The organism is Streptomyces vietnamensis (assembly GCF_000830005.1).
Lineage (GTDB): Bacteria > Actinomycetota > Actinomycetes > Streptomycetales > Streptomycetaceae > Streptomyces > Streptomyces vietnamensis.
Window position 1 is genome coordinate 7768975 of record NZ_CP010407.1, and the last position, 19510, is coordinate 7788484.

Below are 19510 nucleotides of genomic sequence, written 5' to 3' on the forward strand. Positions count from 1 at the left end.
ACCATAGCTTCTGTCAAGTGCTCCGTCCGCGTGTCGAGTTGAGGGGGCGGCGGACTCGGCGGGGCGGCGGCTTTGGTCTAGACAACCATCGACGAGCTGGCTTACTGTCCCCATGCGCAGTCCGGCCCCTGATGGAGCATCGGGCGACTTCTTCGCCGTGCCGTGGCCGACGACCCCTTCTGCGACGAGGAGTGACCCCATGGAACCCATCACCGCCTGGCTCCGGGAGAAGAACCCCGGTCTCGACGGGCCGATCGACACCGACGAGGACCTCATCGAGGCGCGGCTCATCGACTCCATGGACTTCCTGGAGTTCATCGACCTCCTGGAGGAGCTCTCCGGCAGCTCCATCGACCTCCAGGAGGTCACCATCGACGACTTCCGCACCCTCGGACGCGTCCGGGAGCGCTTCCTGAGCGGCGTCAACTGACCCCGGGCCCCAGGGCCCGTCACCGTCAGCGCATGCGGGGACCCAGCGTCCGGACGACCTGGGTGAGGACCTTCTCGCTCCAGTTCCGCTCCGACTGCGGGTACTCCCCGACGCCGTCCGCGGTGGACATGCCGCTCACCTCGAACTGGTACGGGCCCTCGTGGCAGGTGGGCCCGTCGGAGACGTCCGGCAGGAAGCAGCCCTCGGTGCCGAGCGAGGTGCCGAGGTCCCGGAACTCCTTCTTGTACGTGCCCTCGCCCGCCCGCTTGCGCGCGGACGCCAGGTCCTCGGCGTAGTTCTGCTTCACGAGGGCCGGATCGGCGATGGCCGTGAAGGTGACCTTGACGCTGCTGTTGTGCTCGCTCTCGTACTCGGACGGCAGCCCGAACCTGAACTCGCAGCCGCCGGCCGGGACGTCACCGGTCGTGCCGGGCGCGGACTCCGACAGCGGGTTGAAGTCGATGATCGTGACCTTCACCGGCTCCCGCGCGAAGTCGGTCGCCTGCGGGAGGATCGCCCGGATCTCCGTGTCGCTCAGCACCTCGCAGGCGTTCGGCCACTGATCGAGCGGCAGCGAGCCGTTCGCTGCCGGCTGCGCGGCCAGCTTCGGGCCCGAGGGCTTCGCCGCGCCGAACTCCAGCGGCGGCGGCTCGCTGGAGCAGCCCGCGAGCGCGAGGGGTGCGGCCACGGCAAGGACGAGGCACCACCGGTTCAGTCTGGACACGTCACGTTCCCCCGAGAGTGAAGACGCCGGATTCGGGGCCCATTCTGCCCGCGGGCACGGCGCGGCCCCGGGGGCTTCACCGCATCGTTGTTGTGATCCTGACGACAGGCGGCCCCGAAGGTGCCGGTCGGGCGAATGCCGCGACCGGGTCGGGCGAATCCGGGGCCCCGGGCGTGGCCCGGCGGGCCGGCGGTGGTACGTCGATGGCCATGCAGCCAGGCACACCCCCGACGGTGACCCCCTTCCTCCGTACAGCCGCCGCCTACGCATGGCGGCTGCTCGTCGTCGGCCTCCTCGTCCACGCCCTGTTCGCGGTGCTCGGGCGTTTCCACGAGATCGGCGTGGCCGTCTTCCTCGGCCTGGTGCTCACCGCGCTGCTCAGGCCCGTCGCCGACGTGGTCGCCCGGCTGCTGCCCCGCGCGGCGGCGGTCGCCCTCACCCTGATCGTCAGCATCGCGCTCGTCCTCGGAGTGCTCACGCTGGTCGGCGAGGCGGTCGCGGGGGAGCAGACCACGCTGGTGCGCGAGTTCCGGGAGGGCATCGGGCGGATCGAGCACTGGCTGCAGCGGCCGCCGTTCCGCCTCGACCCGGACACGCTCTCCGGCCTGCAGTCCAAGGTCGGCGACTACCTCTCCAGCCACCGGTCCGCCCTGCTCAGTACGGCGGTGAGCGGAGCCGGCCATGTCGTCGCCGTCTTCGCCACCCTGGTCCTCGGCCTGTTCTCCTCGGTGTTCTTCATCCACTCGGGCGACCGGCACTGGGCCTGGTTCCAGGAGCAGCTCCCGAGTTCGGTGCGCGACCGCGTCGCCATCGGCGGGCGCGCGGCCTGGAGCACCTTCACCGGCTACACCCACGGCATCATCCTGGTCGCCGCGACCAACGCGGTGCTCGTCGGCATCGCCCTCTGGGCCCTCGGCGTGCCGCTCGCGGTGCCGCTCGCCCTCCTCGAATTCCTCGCCGCCTTCATCCCGCTGGTCGGCTCGCCGATCGCCCTCGCGATCGCCACGGTCGTGGCGCTCGCCTCGAAGGGCCCGCTGGTGGCGGGGCTCGTCGTCGCCCTGATCGTGATCATCGGCCAGATCGAGGGGCACCTGCTGCACCCGCTGGTCATGAGCTGGGCGGTGCGGCTCCACCCGCTGGTGGTGGCCATCTCGGTGGTCGCGGGCTCGATCGCCGCGGGTGTGGTGGGCGCGGTGGTGGCCGTGCCGCTGGTCTCGGTCGTCTGGTCGGTGTACACGGCGCTCCGCGAGGCGCGCGGCTGAGCCACCCCGTGCGCGGGGTCTTGCGCCGGGCGGGCGGCCTCTCTACTCTCCCCGCCAATGGTTAGGAATATTTCCTAACCATTGGCCATGGAGGGAAAGGGAGTTGACATGCGTCGACGAAGCGTCTCGCTTCTCGGGCTCGCGGGTCTGCTGGCGTTGCCCCTGACGGTCCTGCCGCAGGCACAGGCCGCCGACGGCCTGGTGTCCGGAGGGAAGCCGGTGACGGCCTCGTCCGTGGAGACCTCGGCCTTCGGGCCCGGCCTCGCGGTGGACGGCAGCACGGCCACCCGCTGGGCGAGCCTGGAAGGGGCCGACCCGCAGTGGATACGGATCGACCTCGGGGCCGACCACACGATCTCCCGGGTGAAGCTCAACTGGGAGGCCGCGTACGGCAAGGCGTACCGCATCCAGACCTCCGCCGACGGGACGACCTGGACCGACGTCTACTCCACCACCGCAGGCGACGGCGCCACCGACGACCTCACGGTCTCGGGCAGCGGCCGCTACGTCCGCATGTACGGCACGGGCCGCGGCACGCCGTACGGCTACTCCCTCTGGGAGTTCGAGGTGTACGGCGCACCCACCGGCACCGGCGGGGGCGGCAGCGGACCGGCCGTCCCCTTCGGCAGCCACCTCAAGCCCTACGCCGCCGGCATCCTCAAGCCCACCGGCACGCAGTCCGCGCTCGACCAGAAGGTCGTCGACTACTACAACAGGTGGAAGGCCGCCTTCGTCCGGCAGAACTGCGGCAACGGCTGGTACCAGATCATCTCGCCCGACGCCGACCACCCGTACGTCGCCGAGGCGCAGGGCTACGGCATGGTCGTCACCGCCACCATGGCGGGCGCCGACCCGGACGCCAAGAAGATCTTCGACGGTCTCGTCAAGTGGAAGATCGACCACCCGTCCTCGGTCAACCCGAACCTCCTCGCCGCCGAACAGGACACCGCCTGCAAGAGCGTCAACGGAGGCGACGGCGCCACCGACGGCGACATGGACGTCGCCTACGGCCTGCTCCTCGCCGACAAGCAGTGGGGCAGCAGCGGCACGTACAACTACAAGGACCTCGCGCTCAAGCACATCGCCGCCATCAAGAAGGACGAGGTCAACCCCACGACCAAGCTCCTGAAGCTGGGCGACTGGAGCAGCTCGGGCGACCAGTACTACTACATCACCCGTACGTCGGACTGGATGGCCGACCACTTCCGCGCCTTCCGCGCGGCCTCGGGCGACACCACCTGGGACGCCGTGCGCAGCGCCCACCAGACGCAGATCTCCCGCCTCCAGTCCACCTACGCCTCCGGCACCGGACTCCTGCCCGACTTCGTCGTCGACACGAACACCACGCCCAAACCCGCCCCCGGACAGGTCCTTGAGGACCCCAACGACGGCTCGTACTGGTGGAACGCCTGCCGTACGCCGTGGCGGATCGGCGACGACGCCGTGACCAGCGGCGACACCACGTCCCTCGCCGCCGCCCGGAAGGTCAACGGCTGGATCAAGACGAAGACCGGCGGCGACCCGAACAGGATCGCCGTCGGCTACAAGCTCAACGGCACCCAGATCTCCTCCGGCAGCGAGGCCGCCTTCTTCGCCCCGTTCGCGGTGGCCGCGATGACCGACCCGGGCAGCCAGGCCTGGCTGGACGCCCTGTGGAACAAGATGCTGGCGACCCCGGTCGACACGAGCAGCTACTTCTCGGCCAGCATCCAGCTCCAGGTGATGATCACGGCCTCAGGCAACCACTGGGTCCCGTAGCGGGGTGTCCCGCCGCACGGACAGGGCCCTGAGATACGCACTCAGGGCGGCGGCGGTACCCGCGAGCGGGAAACGGGCGCCGAGCTGCCCGTCGGGACGGACGACGAAACCGGTCGCGCCGTCGGGGAGGTAGAGGCGCCCGAACTCCCCGGCGGCGTCACGGTAGACGGGCACGAACGGAACCGCGGGCGCGGCGGCCCCTGCTCCCGCCCCGGCGGCCGCGTCGGCAGCCGTGCCCACGCCGGGGCCCTCGTCCCCGCCGGGGCCCTCGCCCCCGCCGACGGTCTCGTCCCCGCCGGCCGTCTCGTCCGCGTCGGCCGCCAGGATCGCGACGGCCGGCAGGCCGCCGACCGCCCGCGCCGCCGCGGCGGCCCCGGCCAGTTCGGCCCCGTTCGACCCGTACAGCAGCACCATGTGCCCCGGGCGCCCCCGCAACACGTCGAGAAGCCGCAGCGGATAGGCGGCGATCGGCGTGGTCAGACCCGCGCAGTCCGGGGCCCGGTCGCCCGGCTGGGGCGCGCGCTCCGGACCGTACGGAGCCGCCGAGAGCGGACCGCCCCGGTAGTTCACGAGCAGTTGCGCCTCGCGCAGGAGCAGCGTCCGCCGGTCCTCGGGGTCGGCGTCGATCCCCCGCACGGCGTGCCGCACGGTCCGGCCGACGACCTCCTCGCCGACCGGACGGCGCTCGGCGTCGTACGTGTCGAGCAGCGCGGGCCCCGCCTCGCCCCGCACCACGAGCGCGAGCTTCCAGGCCAGGTTGCAGGCGTCCTGCACACCCGTGTTCATGCCCTGGGCGCCGGTGGGCGGATGGATGTGCGCCGCGTCGCCCGCCACGAAGACCCGACCCCGGCCGTAGTGGTCGACGATGCGGTGGCTGATGCGGAAGACCGACGACCAGCGCAGTCCCGAAAGCCGCGCCGGGCGCGGCGCGAGACGGTCGACGACGGCCTGGAGGTCGGCGAGCCCGGGCACCCGGCCGCTCTGCGGGCCGTGCGCCACCCCGTCCGGCGCGGCCGCGCCCCGGGCCGCGGAGAACCCCGCCGGGAGCTTCATCGACATCCGGTAGCGCCCCGCCCCCGGCAGCGGGATGCACACCAGCACGTCGCCCGTGGAACCGTCGGCCGCCCGCCGACCGGAACGGATGCCGTAACCATGGGGCAGGTCCCAGTCGGCCACGACGTCGCCGAGCATGTACTCCTCCTGGAACGCGCCGCCCTCGTACGACAGACCCAGCGTCTTCCGGACGACGCTGTGCGCGCCGTCGCAGCCGATCAGGTACGGGACCCGCAGCTCCTCGTCGGCGCCGGACGCCGTGCGCAGCCGCGCGGTGACCCCGTCCCGGTCCTGGGTGAACGACACCAGTTCCGTACCGCGTTCGACCACCGTCCCCAGGCGGGCGACGTACTGTTCGAGGAGCCGCTCCGTCTCGTACTGCGGCAGCGCGGCGAAGCCGTACGGCACCTCGGGAGGCATCGCGAGCTCGATGCGGCCCTCCTCGCGGCCGTCGACGTAGGTCAACTGGCCGCGCAGCGGCACGGCGGCCTCCAGGACGGCCCGGACCAGGCCCATCCGGTCCCAGAGCTCCAGGGTGCGCGGCTGGATCCCGACGGCCTTGGCGTACGGGAGCCGGGCGGGCAGCCGGTCGACGAGCCGGCAGTGCACGCCGTGCCGGCGCAGCTCGGCGGCCGCGCTCAGGCCGACCGGGCCCGCGCCCACGATCAGGACGTCGGTGGTGGTGGTCCGGTGCGCCACGCGTGCCTCCCTAGGGCCTGTCGGATTCCCGTACGCCATCGTCACCCGGGCCCGCGGGGTCGGCGAGCGGTACGGCCATCCGGCCCCGGGCCGACCGGCGGACGGTACGGCCGTCCGGGCCGGTACCGTCGCGGCCACGCTCGAACCGATCGCTCCCGCCGAGGACACCGGGGAGCGCGCCGGATGATCGCGGAACTCCTCCCGGACGCCGTCGCCTCCGCCTGGCGGACCACTTCACCGGACGCCGGCTGGTGCGCGAAGGACCGGTGCCCACCGCGATCGTCCTGCCCCGGTAGCCGCCGCGAAGGGGTACCGTGCCGGGGCCCGCCCCGCCGGGGTGCGGCCACGGCCACGAGAGGACGAGAACCCGATGGCGCAGGAGCACGCGGAGCACACCCCGGTCACGATCGTCGCGCACCCGGTGGGGCATGTCGTCGGCGGTCGGGGCGAGGTGCGGGACGACGAGTGGGGGGACGTCGAGTCGGTCGTCCGCCTCGACGCGGAGGCCTTCGGCCCCGAGGCGCTGGCCGGTCTGGACGCCTTCTCGCACCTGGAGATCGTCTACCACTTCGACCGGGTGAGCCCCGACGCCGTCGAGACCGGCGCCCGGCACCCGCGCGGCAACGAGGAGTGGCCGCTGGTCGGGATCTTCGCCCAGCGCGGCAAGAACCGCCCCAACCGCCTCGGCGTCTCCCGCTGCCGCCTGATCCGTACGGAAGGACTCGACCTCCACGTCCGGGGCCTGGACGCGGTCGACGGCACTCCGGTCCTCGACATCAAGCCGTACATGACGGAGTTCGGCCCCCAGGGACCGACCACGCAGCCCGCCTGGGCCGACGAGATCATGCGCCACTACTACTGACCCGGGGCCCGGCACTCGGTGGTGAACCGGCGTACGGAACCCGAACTAGGGTTGCCCCGTGCGTGTACTGCTGGTGGAAGACGACGAGCCGGTCGCGGAGTCCCTGCGGCGCGGGCTGCTGCGCTACGGGTTCGAGGTGGAGTGGGTCACCACGGGGACGGCGGGGCTCGCCGTCACCACCCCGTACGACCTGGTCCTGCTCGACCTCGGCCTGCCCGACACCGACGGGCTCGACGTCTGCCGGGCGCTGCGGCGGCGCGGTGACGTGCCGATCATCGTGATCAGCGCCCGCAGCGACGAGACCGACCGGGTCGTCGGCCTGGAGATCGGCGCCGACGACTACGTCTCCAAGCCCTTCGGGGTCCGCGAGGTCATCGCCCGGATCCGGGCCGTGATGCGCCGCGTCCGGCCGGCGGACCAGCCCACGGGACCCCAGCGGTACGGTGCCCGGCTGAGCGTCGACCGCAAGGCGGCGCGGGTGTGGCTGGACGACGCCGAAGTGGCGCTCACGCCCAAGGAGTACGACCTGCTCGCGTTCCTCACGGAGGAGCCGGGCGCCCTGATGTCCCGCGAGCAGATCATGGAAGCCGTCTGGGACGCCAACTGGTTCGGCCCGACCAAGACCCTCGACGTCCACGTGGCGGCGCTGCGGCGCAAGCTCGCCGGGGCCGTGACCGTCGAGGCGGTCCGCGGCGTGGGCTTCCGCCTGGTCGTGGAGTCCGTGGGCCGCCCGTGATCAGACGGCTCATCGTCAGCTACGTGCTCCTGGTGGCGGTGGCGCTCGCCGCCTTCACGGTGCCGGTCGCGTTCACGCTCACCGCCCAACTGCGCGGCGACACCGAGGAGTCCGTACGCCGCGAGGCCACCACGATGGCGCTGCTCCTCGGGGACGGCGACGCCCCCGCCCGGCAGGCCCTCGCCCGGATGGCCGGGGCGTACGCGGACGAGACGCCCGGGACCGTGGAGGTGGTGGCCGCCGACGGCCGGAGCGCCATGGAGCCGCTGCCCCTGCCGGAGCACCCGGACGACCCGGCGTTCGGCGCGGCGCTCGCGCGCGGCAGGACCACCGTGGACTGGGGGTCCCGGCTCGTCTGGGGACCCGAACTGGTCGTCACCGTACCCGTGTACGCGCCCCGCGAGGCGGGGGAGCCGGAGCGGATCGTCGGCGCCGTGCGCATCCGGTACGCCACCGCCGACCTGAGCGACCGGCTGTGGCGGATCTGGGGCTTCCGGGCGATCCTCGCGATCGGCGTGCTCGCGGTCGCCGCCGGACTCGGCGCGATCGTCGCCCGGCTGCTCACCAAGCCGCTGCGCCAGCTCAACGATATGGCCAGCCGGTTCGGCGACGGCGACCTCACCGCCCGCTCGCCGGTCACGGGACCGCAGGAGACGCAGACCCTGGCCCGCACCCTCAACCAGGGCGCCGAACGCCTCGACACCCTCGTCGCCTCGCAGCGCATCTTCGTCGCGGACGCCTCGCACCAGCTGCGGACCCCGCTGACGGCACTGCGCCTCTCGCTCGACAACATCGCGGACGGCGTCGACGACGAGTTCGTCCGCGAGGACGTCGACCAGGCCACCGCCGAGGTCGTACGGATGAGCCGTCTGGTCAGCGGGCTGCTCGTGCTCGCCCGCGCCGAGGCCAAGGTGTCCGCGCCCGAACCGCTGGCGCTGCGCGAGCTGGTCGAGGAGCGGCTGAAGGTCTGGCGCCCCGCCGCCGACGAACGCGGGGTGACCATCGTCCTCACCGGCGACGCCGAGGACCTGCCCCGGGTCCTCGCCGGGCCCGGCAACCTCGACCAGGTCCTCGACAACGTGCTCTCCAACGCCCTCGAGGTCTCCCCGGACCGGGGGACGATCACCGTACGGATGGAGGCGGGCGGCCCGGAGGAGGCGGTCCTGGAGGTCCTCGACCAGGGCCCCGGCATGTCCGCCGCCGAACAGGCCCGCGCCTTCGACCGGTTCTGGCGCGGCCAGGGACTGACCGGGCGCTCGGGCTCCGGCCTCGGGCTCGCCATCGTCAAGCAGCTGGTCACGGACGACGGCGGGGCGGTGGCCCTGCGGGACGCGCCCGGCGGCGGACTGTGCGTACGGATCGTGCTGCGGACCGCGGCCGAAGGACCCCGCTGGATCAGCCCTCGGCCGGGAGCACCGAGGAGTGGTGGTTGACGATCAGCCACCTGCCGTCGCGCTTCTCGTACACGTAGGTGTAGCGCGCGTCGACCGGCTTGGTGACACCGGTCTTCGGGTCGGTGAGGTGGAAGCGGTAGAGACCGGCGTCGATCGCCGAGTCGGAGTCCAGGACGTCGATCTCCGTACGGATCTTCTCGCCCCTCGGCTTCTTCTGCAGGAAGTGCGCGAAGTAGTCGGCTATCCCCGCGTGGTCGGTGCGTATCCGCGGGGAGGCCGTCGGCAGCAGGACGGCGTCCTCGGCGTACAGGTCGGTGACCCGCTCCGGGTCGCCGGAGCGCAGCGCCGCGTTCCACCGGTCGAACAGGCCGGCGATCTCCCGCTCGGAGACCTTGGCCCGCCGGTTCTCGCCGGCCTTGACCTGCCGGTGGCCCTTCTCGTCGGCCTGTGCCACGCCGACCCCGGCGACGAGGGTGCCGAGGGCTGCCACGGCGAGACCGCCGGCGAGGACGGAGCGGTTACGGGACGTGCGCTTCATCAGAGCTCCTGCTGCGAGTGAACGTGCCCCGAACGCCGGTGCGTTCGGGTGCTGCCACTCTCGCCGCGCGCGATGCAGCACCCGTACAGCGGACGTCAAGCGCCCGGCCAAGACTCGGGAAAGACGCCCTATCGGCGTCGGGCCCCCGCCGTGCGCGCCACGACGAGGAGGAAGAGTCCGCACGCCGAGACGATCAGCCAGCCCGGACGGGTCGCGGCGGCGAGAGCGGCCGGTCCGGCGCCCGCGACGAGACCGCCGGCGACGGCGATGCCGACCGCCACGCCGACCTGGCGCGAGGTGGACGTGATCGCCCCCGCCACCCCGGCCCGGGACGGCGGCAGACCGCCGACCGCCGTATTGGTCAGGGGTGCGTTGGCGAAGCCGAAGCCGATGCCGATGAGCAGGAAGGCGAGCAGGATCAGCGACATGCTCGTTTCCCCGCCCAGGCCCACCAGGCACAGGCCGCCGGCGGTGATGAACCCGCCCGCGAGGAGCAGCGGCCGCCGTGGCCCGATCCGGCCCACCAGGACGCCGGACCAGGGCGCGCACAGCGTGGCCCCGAGCGCCATGGGAAGCGTCGTGGCGCCGGCCGCGAGCGGCGTCAGGCCACGGGCCTGCTGGAGGTAGAGGGTGCTGAGCAGCAGGGTCACGTTGAGGGCGACGAAGACCGCCGTCGCACCGAGCACCGCCGTGACGAACGGCGGCCGGCGGAACAGGCCGAGGTCCATCAGGGGTTCCTCGCGCCGGAGTTCGACCCGGACGAAGCCGGCCGTGGCCGCCGCCGTCAGCGCGTAACCGGCGAGGGCGACGGGCGACGTCCAGCCGATGCGGGGGCCTTCGATGAGGAGACCGACGGTCAGGAAGAGCACCACGGTGAGGAGCACCTGCCCCGGCAGGTCGAGGCGACGGGCGCGCTCCCCACGGGACTCCGGTACGAACAGGGCGACCAGGACGAGGGCGAGGACCACCACCGGCGCGTTGATCCAGAACACCGAGCGCCAGCCGAACGCGGCGATGAGCGCCCCACCGGTGACCGGGCCCGCCGCCATGCTCAGCCCGAAGACCGAGGCCCACACCCCTATCGCCCGTGCCCGTTCTCGCGGGTCGGGCATCGCGTTCACCACGATCGCCAGGGCCACCGGACTCAGCATCGACGCCCCGATCCCCTGGACGGCCCTGGCGGCGACGAGCACACCGAGCGACGGGGCGAGGGCGCACACGAGGGAGGCGAGTCCGAAGACGAGCAGCCCGCACCGGAAGACCCGGCGGCGCCCGAGGCGGTCGGCGAGGGCGCCGGAGACGATGAGCAGACTGGCCATCACCACGGTGTAGGCGTCGACGACCCATTCGAGCCCGCGGGTGCCCACGTCGAGGCCCCGCCCGATCTCGGGCAGTCCCACGTTGACGATGGTGGCGTCGACGCCCACCAGGAACATGCTGAGCGCGCAGACCGCGAGGACCGTCCAGCGGCGGCGCGCGCTCAGCGGGGCGGGTGGCGGAGCGGTCCGGGATGTGGTGAGCACGTGAGTTCCCCCTTCGACGAGCCGGAAGCTGACGCTGCCCAGACTCGGACCGGGGGAGGGGAGCGGCAAAGAATTTTGCGAAGACCGCAAAAGATGCCGCGAAAAGGTGCTGCAAAGGGCACTCAGGCGGAGGTGAAGAGGTCTCCGGGGGCGTCGTCGAGGACGAAGCCGTTGTCGAAGCGGACGCGGACCGTCAGACGGAGCTTGCGTTCCTGGTGCGCGGTCCACGCGGGTTCCAGGGAGCCGACCTGCTCCTCCAGTTGCCGCCTGCTGCCCGGGGGCATCTGGTGGCCGAAGTCGTCCAGGAGGGACTTGAGGCGCTCGTACTCGCGGACCTCCTGGCTCTGCGGCCGGTCCTCGTCCACCCGCTCGACGGTGCCCTCGACGCCGGCCGCGAGAGCCAGGAACCCGGCCCCGGTTCCCGTCCCGGCCCCGGTCCCGGAGGCGTCTTCGCCGTCCGGGACGACCTGCCCAAGACGGAGATCCACCGCCAGCTTCACCCGTCGGCCCTCGTTCAGCGTCATCGTTCCTTCGTCTCCAGGTAGTCGGGGTGTCATTCTCCGGCATCCGGCCCCTGCGGCCGTCCCGGTTATCCGCGTGGCCCCGTACGGGTGGACTCGCCGCGCACGCACCGGAGGGGAGGGCCCTCGCGTCGGCCCCCGGTGGTGATGTGGCCCTCCCGAAGCTCTCGTGACCCGGAAGAGGCGCCCCCGACATGCGACGTACCCCCTCCCGACGGCTGTTCGCCGCGACGCTGCTCGTGGCGTCCGTCCTCGCGCCGATGACGGCGACGCCCGCCGCCGCCGTCCACGCCGCGAGCCCCGCCGCCGTCGGCACGCACGGCGAGGACGACTGCCCGCCGGGAGGATTCGGCCCCGAGCTGACCGCCCGGCTCGACAAGGCCATCGAGGACGTCCGCAAGCAGGCCGGCATCCCCGGCGTCGCCGTCGGCCTCTGGATGCCGGGCCGGGGCAGCTACGTCCGCGCGACCGGCGTCGCCGACAAGGTCACCGGCGAGCCGATGTCCACCGACGGCTTCATCCGCATCGGCAGCGAGACCAAGACCTTCACGGTCACCGCGCTCCTGAAGCTCGTCGACGACCACCGGATCCGTCTGGACGACCCCATCGCCCGCTACGTCCACGGAGTGCCGAACGGGCACCGGATCACCCTGCGCCACCTCGCCGAGATGCGCAGCGGCCTCTTCCCGTACACCTCCGACCCCGGCTTCATCCACGACCTGCTCAGCGAGCCGCAGCGCTTCTTCACCCCGGAGGAGGCGCTCGCGTACGGCTTCAAGCACAAGAACACCTTCCAGCCGGGCGCGCGGTTCGAGTACTCGAACTCCAACCTGGTGCTCCTCGGCCTGGTGGTCGAGAAGGTCAGCGGTCAGCCCCTCGACCGGTTCCTCCGCAACCGGGTGCTCCGGCCGGCCCACCTGCGCCACACGTTCCTCCCGAGCGGGCCCGAGTTCCCCGAGCCGCACCCCCGCGGCTACACCAACCAGACGCTCAACGGCGCGGTCGTGGACTCCACCGACTGGAACCCCAGCTGGGCCTGGGCGGCCGGGGCGATGATCTCCGACCAGCACGACCTGCGCCGCTGGGCGAAGATCCTCGCCACCGGTGAGCTGCTCAGCCCCGAGACGCAGGCGCAGCGGCTCAGGACGCTGCCGACGGGCCACCCCGGCCTCAGCTACGGCCTCGGCGTCTTCGACGCCAACGGCTGGATCGGGCACAACGGCTCGATCCCGGGGTACGAGACGGTGACCGTCTACCTGCCCGAGCGGGACGCCACGCTCGTCATCATGATCAACACGGACATCACCAGCCAGGGCCAGGAGCCGTCGACGCCCCTCGCCCGCGCGATCACGGCCATCGTGACCCCGGACCACGTCTACGACGGCGCGGTCCAGCCCCGCTAGGGCCTGTCCGGCGGATCAGGGCCGGTCCGGTCCGGTCCGGACCGGACCGGACCGGCCCTGGCGCCCCACCCCCTCCAGCCCTCGGCTTCGCTCTTTGTGGCCACCTGTCCGAAACTGGTGGGGAGGAGGTGGGCGAGTGGGAGGCGGTGACGACGGCGATGCCGGGCCCCCGCACCAGGTCCGCAGGCTCGTGCTGCACGGGACGCGCGGGGTGGTCTCGCGCTGCCGGGACTTCACGGCCGAGGCGCTGGCCGACTGGGGGTGGATCCCGGCGGACAGCGAGGAGGCGGAGGAGCGGGTCGAGGACGTCCTGCTCCTCGTGTCCGAGGTGGTCACCAACGCCTGCCTGCACGCCGGAGGCCCCGAGGAGTTCGTCCTGCGGCACGGGGACGGGCGGCTGCGCGTGGAGGTGTCCGACGCCAGCCCGGAGCATCCGCGCGTGCGGGTCTCCCGCTCCCCCGCACTGCCCGGCGGGCACGGCCTGATGGTCCTGGACCGGCTGGCCGGCGACTGGGGGAGCCGGGACAAGGGCGCGGGGGCCGTGGGCAAGGTGGTGTGGCTGGAGGTCGGCCGCCCGACCGGAAGGGGGACGGGCCGACCGGAATAGATCCCGCCGGTGCGGGCAGCCGCCGCACAGGGGGTGGTCGTTTCCGGACGGAGAGGAGCGGATCATGCCGCGCGGATCGAACGCCAAGCGGGAGCGGCAGTACGAGCACATCAAGGAGAGCGCGCTGGATCGGGGCGAGAGCGAGAAGCGCGCCGAGGAGATCGCCGCGCGCACGGTGAACAAGGAGCGGGCGCGGTCCGGCGAGTCGAAGACCGCGAGCAAGAGCTCGACGCAGGACATGTCCTCCTCGCGCCGCGGCGGCAAGCGCTCGCACAGCGGCTCGGAGGGTCCGACGTACGACCAGCTGTACGCCGAGGCGCAGCGCCGCAACATCCACGGCCGTTCCTCGATGGACAAGGCCGAACTGAAGCGGGCCCTGGGCGATCAGTGAGAACCCTCGGGCCTGTCCGGCGGATCAGGGTCGGACAGGCCCCGGGCCTGTCCGACGATTCCCGTCGGATCAGGCCCTGGGACGCTCCTTCACGACGCCCCGGACGACGCCCAGGTCCACCAGGTCCCGGGGGCGCAGGCGCAGCTGGTCGGCGGTGGTCGCCGACTCCTCGGGGGCTCGCTTGAGGATGGCGGTGGCGGCCTCGGGCGCGATGACGGAGAAGTAACTGTCCGGCGTGGCCCAGGTGTTGCCCGGGGCGGCGAGGGCGAGGGCGCCGCCCGAACCCCCCTCGCCGATGAGCAGTGAGGTGAGCGGGGTGCGGGCGGAGGCGACGGCGGCGAACAGGTCGGCGATCGCGGTCCCCGCGCCCGCGCGTTCCGCCGCCGGGTCGTTCGCCGCGCCGGGGGTGTCGATCAGCGTGAGCACCGGGATCCCGAGCCGGTCGGCCAGGCGTACGAGCCGGGCGGCCGTGCGGAAGCCCGCCGGGCGGGTCGCGGTGCCGCACTGGGCCGCGTAGGCGACGGTACGGCCGTCGGGGAGCCGCCCGAAGCCGCACCGCATGCCCGGGTCGACGCCCCCGCAGCGGTCGCCGGAGATCTCCTCGCGCAAGGTGAAGTGGGCGTCGAGGTACGCGGCGGCCCGGGGCCGGTCCGGGTGCCTGGCCCGCGCCACGGCCTCCCGGCCGCTCGCGGCGGGCGGCGCACCCGGGTCGCCGAGCGCGTACGGCGGCGCGACCGGGCCCTCGGCGGGGCGGACGAGCAGCGAGAGCCAGCGCCCGAGGGTCTCGCGCAGCGCGCCGGGAGGCACGATCGCGTCGAGGTGACCGTGGGCGAGCTGCGCCTCCGCGGTGTACGCGGCCGGGTCCGCGTCCGCCGGCCGTACGCGGGAGCCGGCGAAGCCGACCTGGGCGCCGGGCAGGGCGAGGACGACATCGGAGCCGGCGCCGAGCGTGGCCCAGCCGCCGCCCGTCGTCGGATCCCGGAGCACGGCGATCTGCGGCAGTCCGGCGGCCCGGGTGAGCTCCGACTCGCGGGCCAGGTACTGGAGTTGGAGGAGGGCGCGCATCCCCTCGTGCATCCGGCTGCCGCCGGTGGCCGGCAGGACGACCACGGGGAGGCGTCGTTCCCGGGCCAGGGCGTGGGCGGCGGCGGCCCGCGCGCCGGTCCGTTCCCCGAGGGACCCGCCGAGGAACCGGAACTCGAAGGAGACCAGTACCGCCGTCACCCCGCCCACCGTGCCCGTGCCGCAGACCACCGACTCGGTCTCGCCGGTGCGGTCGGCGGCACGCGCGTGCGCGGCCGAGTACCCGGGCCAGCCGATCGGCCCGTCACCGGTCAAAGGGCCTTCGGTGAAGGGGAGTTCGCTGAAGTCGTCGGTGACGAGGGCGATCGCCTCGCGTGCCGTCGTCGGGTCGCTCATGCGGGCCTCGCCGCTCCTCGCCGGAGTGTGCGTACGGGACGGTGCGGTGCTCGGGTGCGTACGGGATCGTGCCGTGCCGCACCTCCACCGTACCGCCCGGTAGCCGTCAGCCGCGCGGGACGAAGGCCGGGCGGCGGGCGATCCGCTGCCGGTCGGCCTCCGTGCCGAAGCGGAGGTCGATCGCCCGGGTGGCCTCCGCCCACTCCCGCATGGTCCGCACCGGCGCCAGGGTCTCCCGTACGAACGGGTCGTGCCAGCGGGCGACGGCCCGCCGCCACAGCTCCGCCGGGGGATCCGTCAGCACGTTCCCGACGGTCCCCTCGTAGGCGGCCATCGCCCGCACCGCGCCGTCCGGTTCGATCTGGAGCACGGGCAGGCACACGCCCGCCCCGATCAGGTCCGGACGCATCTGCAGGGCCAGGTTGTCGGTGGTGGTCACCCGGACGCCCGGCGGCGCGAGCTCCTGGAGCCGCCGCCCGTACTCCGCACTGCCCAGGAGCCGCACCTGCTCCTCGGACAGCAGCTCGTGCTCCGCGAAACCCGCCCGGCTGGCGAGCCCCTCCGGGACGACCGCCCCGAACGACACCTGCCCGAGGCCCGGGAACCGGGGTGCGACGGTCGTCAGGAACTCCTCGACCTGAGGGGCGTTGCTCCGCATGACCACGTAGTCGACGCCGACGGTGGCGCCGCCGCCCTCGGTCAGCAGCCCGAGGGCGGCCACCGCCCGGTCGAAGGAGCCGCGCCGGCCGCGGATCCGGTCGTGGACCTCCGCCGTGGCCCCGTCGAGACTCACGCTCACCGCCGAGAAGGCGCCGACGGCCGCCTCGGCCGACGCCCGGTCGAGCGTCCAGCCGCTGGTGAACAGCGACACCGGCACCCCGGCGGCCGTGAACCGCTCCGCCACCGCGAACAGCTCCGGCACGAGCAGCGGTTCGCCCCCGGCCAGACAGACGCCCTCCGCCCCGAGGGCCAGGATCGCGTCGGCGGCCCGCAGCATGTCCGCACCGGAGAGCCGGCGCGCCGGGCGCCGCCCGGACTCCGAGTAGCAGTGCGTGCACCGCAGGGGACAGGCGTACGTGATGTCCCACAGGACTTCCAGCGGGTGGTCGGGGATCTCCACGTCGGCTCCTTCAGTGCGGTACGGGGTCGTGGTCGCCGTCCGGGTCGAGGACCACCCAGAGGCGTCGCCGCTCCGGCTCCTCCTCGGCGCCCGGGGCCGGATCGGCGAGGGCGAGGCGCGGGAAGCGGGCGAGCAGGGTGCCGAAGGCGACCCGGAGCTCGGCGCGGGCGAGCGCCGAGCCCAGGCAGTGCTTGTGCCCGAGCCCGAAGGCCAGGTGGGCGTTGGGCGTCCGGTCCGGGTCGAAGCGGTCCGGGTCCTCGAAGCGCTCCGGATCCCGGTTGACGGCCGCGAGCGCGCAGTGCACCCCGCCGCCGTCGGCCAGCGCCGCGCCGTCCACCTCGGTCGGCGTCTCCGCGTACCGGGACGCGAGCGTCGTCGGGGTGACGTGGCGCAGCAGCTCCTCCACGGTGGCGTCGAGCCGGCCGGGCTCGGCCCGCAGCCGCTCCCAGTGCTCCCGCTGCCGGAGCAGCAGCTCCAGACCGTCGGTGATCAGCCGGGTCACCGGGCGGTGGCCCGCGACGAGGACGAACCGGACGGCGGCGAGGGCGTCCTCCCGAAGCAGCCCGGCGTCCTCGCCGCCCTGCCGGAGCATCGCGCTGATCAGGTCGTCCCCGGGCTCCTCCGCCCGCTCCCCGATCAGCTCCTTCAGATACCGGGACAGCGCGTGGCCCGCGCTCTCCGTGACGGTGCTCGCCCCGCCGTACTCCGCGACCCAGCCGTACAGGTAGTCGCGGACGTACCCCCGCTCCTCCCGGGGGATGCCCAGGAGTTCGCAGAGCACCGCGACCGGGAACGGCCGGGAGAACACCCGCACCAGATCGACGGCCTCGCCCGGCGGCACGGCCGCGAGCAGCAGATCGGCCTCCCGCTGGACGCGCGGGACCAGCCCGGCGACCCGGCGGTGGGTGAGCCGGCGGGAGACCGTGCGGCGCAGCCTGAGGTGCTCCTCGGTCGGCAGGAAGAACAACTGCTCCTCGTCGCAGGCCTCTTCGTCCGCGCCGGTGCGCATGGACACGGCCAGCGGGTGCTCGCCGCGCAGGGCCGGCTCGACCAGGACGGCGGCGGCCACCTCGTACCGGGTGACCATCAGACCGTCCTCGCGGCCGCCGAGGCTGACCTCCACCGTGCCGCTCTCGCGCAGCCGCGTCAGGGCCGCGTGGTCCCTGAGCATCTCCGCCCCGATCACGGGCAGTCGGACGGATCCGGCGTACGGGCATTCCATCGGGCGGATCTCCTTCGGGGTTCAGGCGGTGGGTTCGAGGAACTGGGTCGCTGCCAGCTCGGCGTAGAGGGGATCGCCGGCGAGGAGCTCGGCGTGGGTGCCGACGGCCCGTACGACACCCCCGTCGAGCACGACGATCCGGTCGGCCATGGCGACCGTGGACAGCCGGTGCGCCACGATCAGGACGGTCGTGGTCCGCGAGACGTCGGCGACGGTGTCCCGCAGCGCGGCCTCGTTCACCGCGTCCAGCTGGGACGTCGCCTCGTCCAGGAGCAGCAGCCGGGGGCGGCGAAGGAGCGCGCGGGCGATCGCCACCCGCTGCCGCTGACCGCCGGAGAGCCGGGTGCCGCGGTGCCCCACCAGCGTGTCGAGGCCCTCCGGCAGGCGCTCCACCAGCTCGTCGAGGCGGGCCGTGCGCAGGACCCGGTCGAGCTCGGGGCCGCTCGCGCCGGGCCGCCCGAGCAGCAGGTTCTCCCGCAGGGAACCGGACACGACGGGCGCGTCCTGCTCCACGTAACCGATGAGGGAGCGCAGTTCCCGCAGGTCCCAGCTGTCCAGGCGGCGCCCGTCGAGGAGGATGCTGCCGGCCGAGGCCTCGTAGAAGCGCTCCAGGAGCGAGAAGAGGGTGGTCTTGCCCGCGCCGGACGGTCCGACGAAGGCCGTGGTGCCCCGGGACGGCACGGAGAAGCTCACCCCCCGGTGCACGGGCGGCAGTTCGGGACCGTAGCGGAAGTGCACGTCCCGGAACTCCAGGGAGGCCGGTACGGGGGAGCCGACGGGCTCCGGCTCCGGTCCCCGGCCCTTCGGTTCGGCGCGCAGGGACTCCGTCTCCCGGATGCGGTTCACCGCGGCCGCCCCCAGCTGGTACTGGCTGACGCCGCCGACGAGTTGCTGCACGGCGGGCACCAGGTAGAACACGTACATCAGGAAGGCGATGAGCCGGCCGACGTCCAGGGCCCCGGAGGCGACCCGGCTGCCGCCGATCGCGAGGACGGTGAAGAAGGCGGTCTGCACGGCGAGTTCGGCGGTGTTCCCGGCGAGCGCGAGCCACTTCGCCGCCCGCACCCCGGCCCGCCAGGAGGACTCGGCCGCCTCGTGGACGGCGGCCTCGGCCCGGTCCTCCGCGCCGGAGGCCTTCACCGTGCGCAGCGCGCCGAGCGCCCGCTCCAGGGCCGCCCCGACCAGGCCCACCGACTCCTGGGCGGCGGTCCCGGCCTCGTTGACCCGCACCATGACCGTGCGGACCACCCAGCCGGCGAGGAGCAGCACGCCGAGCGTCACGCCGGTGAGCACCGGGTCGAGCAGGCACATCAGCACCGTGGTCACGGCGAGGGTGAGCGCCCCGGTGGCGGTGCCGACGAGCGCGTCGGTGGTGACCTGCCGCAGGAGCGCCGTGTCGGAGGTGACCCGGGCGATCAGGTCGCCGGGCTCGGTCCGGTCGAACTCGCCGATCCGCAGCCGCAGGAGGTGCGAGGAGAGCCGCCGCCGCGCGGTGAGGACGACCGTCTCGGCGGCCCGGCGCAGCACGTACTGCGCGACCGGTCCCGCGAGCGCGGTGACGGCGACGAGGACCCCCATCGCGAACAGCACGCCGTCGAGGGGCCGGTCGTGGGTCAGGCCGTCGATGAGCCGCTCGGCCACGAGCGGGATCGTCAGACCGGCCGCGGCGGTCACCAGGCTCAGCAGACCGCCGAGGGCGAGCGCCGGCCAGGAGGGTCGGATGTGGTCGAGCAGGACGCGCCGGACGGAGGCCGTGGGCTCCTCGGGAGGGAGGTCGGGGCGGGGCGGTGTGTTCACGGGATTCCTCGAAGCGGGTCGGGAGGGTGTGTCGGTGCCGGGGCCGCCGTG

18 protein-coding genes are annotated in these 19510 nt (G+C 73.5%); 9 read left to right on the forward strand and 9 right to left on the reverse strand.

The features are described 5' to 3' along the window. The first annotated feature begins 199 nt into the window (after positions 1-199). Positions 200-430, forward strand: a complete 231-nt coding sequence (locus SVTN_RS34675; RefSeq protein ID WP_041132640.1) for an acetylxylan esterase — start codon at positions 200-202, stop codon at positions 428-430. 25 nt (positions 431-455) lie between these two features. Here the strand turns inward: SVTN_RS34675 and SVTN_RS34680 are convergent, their stop codons facing one another. Next, a complete protein-coding gene (locus tag SVTN_RS34680; RefSeq protein WP_159026546.1) occupies positions 456-1154 on the reverse strand; it encodes a hypothetical protein in 699 nt (232 codons plus the stop codon). Between the two features lie 209 nt (positions 1155-1363). Here SVTN_RS34680 and SVTN_RS34685 point away from each other — a divergent pair, with 209 nt between their 5' ends. Together SVTN_RS34685 and SVTN_RS34690 are read left to right on the forward strand one after the other, a co-directional pair. Continuing rightward, positions 1364-2416 (forward strand): AI-2E family transporter, encoded by a 1053-nt coding sequence (locus SVTN_RS34685; RefSeq protein WP_041134552.1) that lies wholly within the window; start codon positions 1364-1366, stop codon positions 2414-2416. Between the two features lie 108 nt (positions 2417-2524). Then, the gene (locus tag SVTN_RS34690) at positions 2525-4174 is read left to right on the forward strand and encodes a glycosyl hydrolase family 8 (RefSeq protein WP_041132642.1); all 1650 of its coding nucleotides are present in this window, start codon (positions 2525-2527) and stop codon (positions 4172-4174) included. On the opposite strand, the gene SVTN_RS34695 is transcribed toward SVTN_RS34690, so the two are convergent. Continuing rightward, complete coding sequence (locus SVTN_RS34695) at positions 4151-5965, reverse strand: FAD-dependent monooxygenase (protein WP_052499770.1); 1815 nt, start codon at positions 5963-5965, stop codon at positions 4151-4153. The genes SVTN_RS34690 and SVTN_RS34695 overlap by 24 nt on opposite strands. Before the next feature lie 331 nt (positions 5966-6296). On the opposite strand from SVTN_RS34695, the gene SVTN_RS34705 reads away from it, so the two are divergent. Genes SVTN_RS34705 through SVTN_RS34715 form a run of 3 tightly spaced genes read left to right on the forward strand, consistent with a single transcriptional unit; the run spans position 6297 to position 8957 of the window. After that, on the forward strand, positions 6297-6788 hold the full coding sequence (locus SVTN_RS34705; RefSeq protein ID WP_041132644.1) for an SAM-dependent methyltransferase: 492 nt from the start codon (positions 6297-6299) through the stop codon (positions 6786-6788). A 58-nt stretch (positions 6789-6846) separates the two neighbouring features. Beyond that, entirely contained in the window at positions 6847-7524 is a 678-nt protein-coding gene (locus tag SVTN_RS34710) for a response regulator transcription factor (RefSeq protein ID WP_041132645.1), read from the forward strand. Further along, a complete protein-coding gene (locus tag SVTN_RS34715; RefSeq protein ID WP_041132646.1) occupies positions 7521-8957 on the forward strand; it encodes a sensor histidine kinase in 1437 nt (478 codons plus the stop codon). The genes SVTN_RS34710 and SVTN_RS34715 overlap by 4 nt, the downstream gene beginning before the upstream one ends. On the opposite strand, the gene SVTN_RS34720 is transcribed toward SVTN_RS34715, so the two are convergent. The 3 genes from SVTN_RS34720 to SVTN_RS34730 form a co-directional block, all read right to left on the reverse strand. Further along, positions 8920-9456 (reverse strand): SgcJ/EcaC family oxidoreductase, encoded by a 537-nt coding sequence (locus SVTN_RS34720; RefSeq protein WP_041132647.1) that lies wholly within the window; start codon positions 9454-9456, stop codon positions 8920-8922. The genes SVTN_RS34715 and SVTN_RS34720 overlap by 38 nt on opposite strands. 128 nt (positions 9457-9584) lie before the next feature. Then, positions 9585-10979 carry an MFS transporter gene (locus SVTN_RS34725; RefSeq protein WP_052499465.1) on the reverse strand — a complete coding sequence of 465 codons (1395 nt, stop codon included), beginning with the start codon at positions 10977-10979 and terminating at the stop codon, positions 9585-9587. A gap of 122 nt (positions 10980-11101) precedes the next feature. Continuing rightward, a complete protein-coding gene (locus tag SVTN_RS34730) occupies positions 11102-11503 on the reverse strand; it encodes a hypothetical protein (RefSeq protein WP_041132648.1) in 402 nt (133 codons plus the stop codon). 191 nt (positions 11504-11694) lie between these two features. Here SVTN_RS34730 and SVTN_RS34735 point away from each other — a divergent pair, with 191 nt between their 5' ends. The 3 genes from SVTN_RS34735 to SVTN_RS34745 all read left to right on the forward strand — a co-directional run bounded on the left by SVTN_RS34735 (position 11695) and on the right by SVTN_RS34745 (position 13901). Continuing rightward, positions 11695-12903 (forward strand): serine hydrolase domain-containing protein, encoded by a 1209-nt coding sequence (locus SVTN_RS34735; RefSeq protein ID WP_041132649.1) that lies wholly within the window; start codon positions 11695-11697, stop codon positions 12901-12903. A gap of 136 nt (positions 12904-13039) precedes the next feature. Next, positions 13040-13510 (forward strand): ATP-binding protein, encoded by a 471-nt coding sequence (locus SVTN_RS34740; RefSeq protein ID WP_052499466.1) that lies wholly within the window; start codon positions 13040-13042, stop codon positions 13508-13510. 64 nt (positions 13511-13574) lie between these two features. Continuing rightward, positions 13575-13901: a hypothetical protein gene (locus tag SVTN_RS34745; RefSeq protein WP_041132650.1), complete on the forward strand. Its 327-nt coding sequence runs from the start codon at positions 13575-13577 to the stop codon at positions 13899-13901. Positions 13902-13970: 69 nt separating this feature from the next. Here the strand turns inward: SVTN_RS34745 and SVTN_RS34750 are convergent, their stop codons facing one another. The 4 genes from SVTN_RS34750 to SVTN_RS34765 form a co-directional block, all read right to left on the reverse strand. Beyond that, positions 13971-15320, reverse strand: coding sequence for a carboxyl transferase domain-containing protein (locus SVTN_RS34750; RefSeq protein WP_041132651.1), 1350 nt, complete (start codon positions 15318-15320; stop codon positions 13971-13973). Between the two features lie 106 nt (positions 15321-15426). Beyond that, positions 15427-16440 (reverse strand): radical SAM protein, encoded by a 1014-nt coding sequence (locus SVTN_RS34755; protein ID WP_041132652.1) that lies wholly within the window; start codon positions 16438-16440, stop codon positions 15427-15429. Between the two features lie 10 nt (positions 16441-16450). Beyond that, positions 16451-17662 carry a cytochrome P450 gene (locus SVTN_RS34760; RefSeq protein WP_052499467.1) on the reverse strand — a complete coding sequence of 404 codons (1212 nt, stop codon included), beginning with the start codon at positions 17660-17662 and terminating at the stop codon, positions 16451-16453. Positions 17663-17683: 21 nt separating this feature from the next. Continuing rightward, positions 17684-19459, reverse strand: a complete 1776-nt coding sequence (locus tag SVTN_RS34765) for an ABC transporter ATP-binding protein (RefSeq protein WP_052499468.1) — start codon at positions 19457-19459, stop codon at positions 17684-17686. Positions 19460-19510 lie beyond the last annotated feature (51 nt).